This window comes from Bacteroides ilei, assembly GCF_900128495.1.
GTDB classification, from domain to species: domain Bacteria; phylum Bacteroidota; class Bacteroidia; order Bacteroidales; family Bacteroidaceae; genus Phocaeicola; species Phocaeicola ilei.
In genome coordinates, this window is sequence record NZ_LT635814.1 from 1 (window position 1) to 6,691 (window position 6,691).

Annotated in this window: 5 protein-coding genes and 1 pseudogene; 2 read left to right on the forward strand and 4 right to left on the reverse strand. The window is 35.5% G+C overall.

From position 1 onward, the window contains the following. The 4 genes and pseudogenes from BQ7489_RS17225 to BQ7489_RS17235 form a co-directional block, all read right to left on the reverse strand. The coding region (locus BQ7489_RS17225) for an IS256 family transposase (protein ID WP_113745311.1) at nt 1-734 on the reverse strand (734 nt) is incomplete at its 3' end. Between the two features lie 72 nt (nt 735-806). After that, nucleotides 807-1,002, reverse strand: a pseudogene (locus tag BQ7489_RS18000) (IS256 family transposase); the annotation flags it as partial. Continuing rightward, on the reverse strand, nt 989-3,358 hold the full coding sequence (locus BQ7489_RS17230) for a DNA/RNA helicase domain-containing protein (protein ID WP_072532392.1): 2,370 nt from the start codon (nt 3,356-3,358) through the stop codon (nt 989-991). The gene BQ7489_RS17230 and the pseudogene BQ7489_RS18000, both read right to left, overlap by 14 nt. Continuing rightward, on the reverse strand, nt 3,355-3,696 hold the full coding sequence (locus tag BQ7489_RS17235; RefSeq protein ID WP_072532393.1) for a nucleotide pyrophosphohydrolase: 342 nt from the start codon (nt 3,694-3,696) through the stop codon (nt 3,355-3,357). Before BQ7489_RS17235 ends, BQ7489_RS17230 begins: the two co-directional genes overlap by 4 nt. 569 nt (nt 3,697-4,265) lie before the next feature. Here BQ7489_RS17235 and BQ7489_RS17240 point away from each other — a divergent pair. Both BQ7489_RS17240 and BQ7489_RS17245 read left to right on the forward strand, forming a co-directional pair. Further along, complete coding sequence (locus BQ7489_RS17240) at nt 4,266-5,564, forward strand: AAA family ATPase (protein WP_072532394.1); 1,299 nt, start codon at nt 4,266-4,268, stop codon at nt 5,562-5,564. A gap of 4 nt (nt 5,565-5,568) precedes the next feature. Next, nucleotides 5,569-6,189, forward strand: a complete 621-nt coding sequence (locus BQ7489_RS17245) for an RloB family protein (RefSeq protein ID WP_072532395.1) — start codon at nt 5,569-5,571, stop codon at nt 6,187-6,189. The last annotated feature ends 502 nt before the right edge of the window (nt 6,190-6,691 follow it).

Consider the following 6,691-nt stretch of genomic DNA (forward strand, 5'->3'; position numbering starts at 1 on the left):
TGGATGGCGTCAGGAAAACCTTTCAAGCCGTCTATACAGGCAATAAGAATATCTTCGACTCCACGGTTCTGAAGGTCTGTCAGCACACTGAGCCAGAAGTTTGCTCCCTCATTCCTTGATATATACATTCCGAGCAGCTCCTTATGTCCTTCCTTGTCAATACCCAGCACATTATAGATTGCACGTGTAACCGCACAACCACGTTCATCCGTTACCTTGTAATGGATGGCATCCATCCAGACTATGGGATATACAGAATCAAGCACGCGTGATTTCCATGCCTTTATTTCCGGAAGTACACGGTCTGTAATAGCGCTGATTGTATCTGCCGAGACACGATTTCCAAGATTCTCTTCCATCCAGTCGCTGATTTCGCGTGTGCTGTTACCAAGAGCATACAGGCCGATTATACGGTCTGCAACACCCTCTGCCAGAATGGTCTTACGCTTTTTAATAAATTGTGGATCAAAACTTGAATTACGGTCACGGGGAGTAGATACGGTTACCTCGCCCAATGGAGTCTGGACCTGTTTCTGCATCTTACCGTTACGACGGTTACCCGTCTGACGTTCTTCTTCTGTCAGGTGAGCATCCATTTCACCTTCCAGAGCTGCATTCAATATACTTTCCAATAGGGGTGCAAAAGCACCGTCTTTACCTAACAAGGGCTTGCCCGCTTTTAACTGTTCAATAGCCTTGTTCTTGATACTTTCAAAATCAAATTCTTCTTTCATAAAAAAACTGTGTTAGCAAAGTTAATATTTTATTTTACTCTTTGCTGACACAGTTTAATTTACATCCTCATAAATTTTCTTCGAATAACTTCCATTCTGGGAGTTGTCGGTGTTATTACCTGCCGCAGAATTCTTTTCATGACCCAAATGAGCATTCATTTTGCCTTCAAGCATCTTCTCCAGCACCCGGGGATGCAAGAAACTTACTTACATTGGCTTCTGTCTTGAACTGGCTAAGGAACTCCTTGTTTTTACTATTTCTTATCAGGCTGTATAATACCTATGAATTCACCTACAATTCGGAATTCATCTGCATTTTCTTCCTCAATAATGATAGGTGAGTAATCGGTATTTTGGGGCTGCAGAACAATCTCTTCATGAGCCCAATTTCCTTCTGCATCAAATGATTTCTTACTGGTATATGTTTTGATAGAATAACTGCCGGTATAGTCAGGATCATAGTAATTATGGTGTTCAGCAAGTACAATTTTCCCTTGTCGGCTACCTGCTGGGTTCGCCCTAAAGACACAATAATCTCCATCGTGAATGAGCGGTTCCATAGAATGTCCTACAGCCTGTACAATAAACATATTCCGGTTAAGTTTTCCCATTCCTTCAACTTTCATCCAACCGTTTTCATCAACTATTTCTCCTTCCCCAAAATATCCACATGCAGCCCGTATGGAATATAAAGGCAGGAAATCAATGTATTTCACTTCGTCATTGACTTCTGGTTCTATTCTCAATTCAGGAACAGACTCATGTTGAGGTTCCAATTGGGCTGCAAGATATTCAGCCAATGCTTTGTCACAACAATACACATAACAGCCTTTCATTCCTCTTGTAAGTAAAGTGCGGTATGTGTTTTTTATAATCTCATCGGCATCTTGCAGAGCTTTACTTTTATTGTGTGTAATGAGCGACTTGAATCCTTTAACAGACTGATCGTTACTAGAACGTTGAGTAACATCAGTAATAATCTGTCCGTTTTCATAACGCATGTCTGGACCAATAATGACTCCTATGTAATCCAGTTCCAATCCTTGGCATGTATGTATGCAACCTATTTCTTCGATAGACTTATTACCTATAATCCATAAATTTTTATCTGTATTCAGATTCCATCGTTTTTTAAAATGAAATTCTGGTAGGATGATGTCATAGTCATCGGGATTTTTTTTACTGTTCCAATCCCAGCAATATCCAGCTACGACACGTGCTTTGTTGTTGATTTTATTTTTTTCTTTGATAGCCTCAAATAATTGGTTCGGGTCTGAGAAAATCTTGAAATCGTAATTTTCAGCAGCCAACCGAATATTGGCTGTTTCCTTAATCTGCAAAGTGTTATCGAGCCAACTTAAGTAACCGTCTGAACCATTGCATCGAAATTGAGAACTTAATTTAGCAGTGTGTACAATGGCTCCGCACGATTCTGCAAATTTTTGTATGGCAGCTTTGGAGCCTATATCTTTGATATGTACTCTTTGACGGTCATCGACAAAAAATATGGAAAAACGAGCTGCTTGTATAATTTCAAGAATCTGGTTTTCGCCTAAATTACTGTAGAGACCACTTTTCATATTTAGTCTGTGGGCTTCATCCACAATTAGAGCTCCAAAAGTGTTCTGTGGGGTATCTATAAAACTGCCGCTACCTACAAACAAGTTGTTAATGTAACTTTTTTTAAAGCTCCCTGATAATTTAGCTGTATACACATCACGTGGTGCTGCATTTTTAGATACATATTGAGCTACAACACCTTCTTTAGTCAATTCAACTAATAGATTTACGGCGACAACGCTTTTCCCTGTGCCAGGTCCCCCCTCTACAATAAAAACATGTTTGGGTCCTTTTGCGGCTTCTCTCGCCAAGTTTAATGCAGTTTCATATACAACCTTTTGATCATCCAATAATACAAACTCTCTATTTCCATGTAACATGGAGTTTAGAGCGTCAGCCAGTTGCTTGGAAGGCCGTAGTTTACCATTATCGATGAGATATATAATATCCTCTTTAGAACCGTACTTGATATATTTCTTAATAAAATCTTGTAGTTTTCCTGCATCTGACTTTAAAAATAAAGGTGCTTTCACTATGTACTCAGCATAGCATTCATTAGAGATGATATGATCTTCCTGGTAGTTATGTAAGAAAGCGCAAGGCATGAGTTGTATACTTTGTTTGCGTACAGTTTCATTATAGTTTTGAAGCATATAAGCATACGACCAGGCCTGATAGGAAGGATGTGCCGTTTCACTTTCACCGTGTTGAAAATGAGTTTGTATGATACCAGATTTTTTGGATAGTTTTGCTTGTTCCCATTGTTTCAGTTCAATAATGACAATATTGGAACGCTGATTATTATCAACTCCAGAAATAATGAAATCAATACGTTTGGACGTAAGGGGTATTTGATACTCGATGGCAATTGTTGAAGTATCTGGAATATCTGGTGTATTGATTACTTTATACATATGCATCATAGAATTTTTCCATGATAGCTTTTCATTGGGGGAGGTGTGTCTTCCTAAATGGAGTAAAAAAGCGTGATCAATATCGTCCGCAATAGTTCCATTGAAGACATCATTGATGAATCCCTTTTTACTGGCGTGATATACAATCATAATTCGGTATATTTCTTAGCGTTGCCTTTGGATTTGTTAACAGGATATTTTTCTGCATTTTTAGCCAATTTCGACAAGATGATTTCTTTGATATCTAATTTGTATTTATCAGCAATAAGAAATGCATAATTCATAATATCGGCTAATTCTTCTTTAACTTTATCTACATTCACCTCATCTGGTTGTTTCCATAAAAATGCTTCGTTTAATTCTGAGGCTTCAATAGACAAAGCCAATGCTAAATCTTTTCCGTTGTGGAACTGATCCCAGTCTCTTTCTTTCGTAAACTGGACAATTTGTTCCATTATTTCTTTTATATCAGAATTTTGTGATGACATTGCTTTCCTTTTTTGTATACTAAAATAAAAAGAGTAGTAGGAATCTGATATCCTAATTCTACTACATTATCATTTCCCAATACAACATGTAGATATATTTGATAATCAAAAATTTATATCTTAAACAGTAGAAAAGTATTTTTTAGTCCATAATGGGTTGTTTTTGAACCTGAATTTGCTGTTCCTACGTTTGTTCTTCAACATAAAATTAGAACCGTGGAAAATCTAGATTTTCCGACTGAAGTTCACCAGTTTTCTATTTGTCTACAAACGTACAAATAATACGTGAGTTTTTCGCCAAGTATGTCAACTAAATAATAGGATGTTTTAACATATATCATTTTATTGAGCAAAGGGAAAATAGAATTAATCCTTTTTCCTCTATTTGACTTTACTTTAATGAACGTATATATTAGTACGTGGGTAAAGTAAAGTTGGCAAAGCGAATAATTTGATATTATTTTGTTATAAGTCGAAAAAATGTAGTAAATTTACGAAAATGGGTAATATAATATTGTATTTCTTGCTTTATTTGGTATATTTGTAATCAAAGAAGAAATGGATTGATTATGATAGCAGAATTTACAGTAGAAAATTTCTACTCAATAAGGTCGACTCAAAAAATAAGCTTTGAACCTTCATCAGACGGTTTCATGTCTGATGAATACACTTATGAAGTTAAGGATGGCGTAAGATTACTGAAAATAGGAATAATATATGGGGCTAATGCGTCAGGTAAAAGCAATGTGCTGAGAGCTATAGATTTTTTCAAAATGCTGGTGTTAAGGGTACCGAAAGGTCGTAATGATACTACTAGAGCTGTTCCTTTTTTATTAGACGAAACATCAAAGACTAAGACGACAAAGATGTCTATGTCTTTTTATGTGAACCAATTGAAGTATATTCTTAGCTTTGAACTTGATAAAAAGCGCATATATTCCGAAACATTAACTGTATATGAATCCATACGCCCTACAAAACTATATAGACGTAGCTATGATCCTGATACAGATTCTTCAGTTATAGAATTTGGAACAAACTTGAAAATGGCAAAGAAAAATCAGGATGCCATAGCAGGAAACACCATAAACAATTGCAGTGTGCTTGCTGCTTTTGGAAACAGTAATGTAGAGAAGACTAAGCTAAATGATGTCTATGACTATTTTGCAAAGCAGGTGAAAGATGTTCTTGCTCCTGGAATGCTTTTGTCGGGATATGTGAAACGTCATTTGGATAAGGACAAAGATGGAAATCTGAAAAAATTTGTTTTGAACTTTTTAAAGGCTTCGGATTTTAATATTGAAGATGTTACTCTTCATGAAGAAGAGGAACTTATCACGCCTGAACTGGAACAACTGATTCAGAAAGCTCCCATTGATGATGATGCAAAATCAGAAATGTTGAAGAACGGTAAAATCACAAATACAGAATTGACTTTTACTCATAAGGCTGGGAATGGTTTGTATGAATTATCTGAAGAGTATGAATCAAACGGTACTATGAGATTTTTAGGAATGGCTGTAATACTGAATTTCCTTCTGAAAAAGAACCAGTTTGTACCAATAGATGAAGTTGAAACAAGCATTCATTATGAATTGCTATCTTATTTCATAAAAGTATTTTTGGCTAATAGCAATCAGACTTCACAAATGTTATTGACTACTCATGACATTAACCTGTTAAATGAGGAATTTATACGCCGTGATACAATATGGTTTACGGATAAAGATGAACAGGGAGAAACAAATGTGGTTCGTCTTTCAGCTTTAGGGCTGCATAAAAATCTCTCGCCTTATAATGCATATAAACAAGGTAAATTAGTGAAACTGCCATTCTTAGGTAGCCAGTATTTTGATTTAAATGATTGATGTGATGGGACAAACAGTAACAAAAAGTATTGCTATTATAGGAGAAGGAGAGACAGAATGGTTTTACTTTGATTCTTTGAGAATAGCTTGTCGTTATCCATTTAAAGTGGCTCCTGATTTTCCACAACATAGCGATATACGCCATATATTGAAATTGGTTGAGTCCTATTTGAATAAGCAATATGATTATATAGTATGCCTGTTTGATATGGATAGACTATTACAATTTCCTTCTGAAATGCAGCTTTATCAAAATGCTAAGAAGAAGTATTCTGCAAAAAAATATGGATATAAAGTAAGATTCATAGAGACTAACCCTTGTACGGAGTTTTGGTTTCTGCTGCATTTTTTGCCTAATGTAGTTTGCCGTAAATATGAAAGCTACGAGCAACTACTCCCTGAACTACAGAAGTATATGCCAGGATATGAAAAAACAAAACGCTATTTCATTAAGACAAACCTCTATAAATACTTGACAGAGAATGGCGACTTGGAAAGAGCTATGAATAATTCGGAAAAGCTGTGTCTCTTATGTCAAGAGACTCCGGAAGATTTAAAAGCTTATTCTGAAATTCATAAGATTATCGACTTGCTTGACAGGATTCGAAATAATAAAGCATATTAGAACATTTTTCAACAAGTGCTTATATTGGTTGTCCGTAAGTTCGATATGTAAAAATACTTGGTGGCATTTCGTGAGAGAAAAATGTCATGGCAATAAACTCTCTCTTGTGAATAAAATATAGCAATCAAATATCCTTAGCTTAAATATAATAAACAGTCTATTTTTTATTTTAGTTTAAAATATTGAAGTCCTTTCAACTGAAATAGTGAGATGCATTTTGGAAAATTAAAGGTTAAAAAATAGAAGAAATATGAATTACGATCAAATAAGACATTTGAGAAGTTTAATTTACATCCTTAACCTAGAAGAGTATAATTTGCAAGAATACACTTTTCTAGGTTCTTAGTTTAAACAATTCTTTATTCCTTATTATCAGTAAGCATTCGGCAAACCACGTTGCAAATTTTGTGAGTTAGTTCCGAATCGGTGTTATTTGTAGTCGATTCGGAACTAATAGTATCTATTCGGAACAAGTTTGATGGGATTTAGCCCAATTACGTGG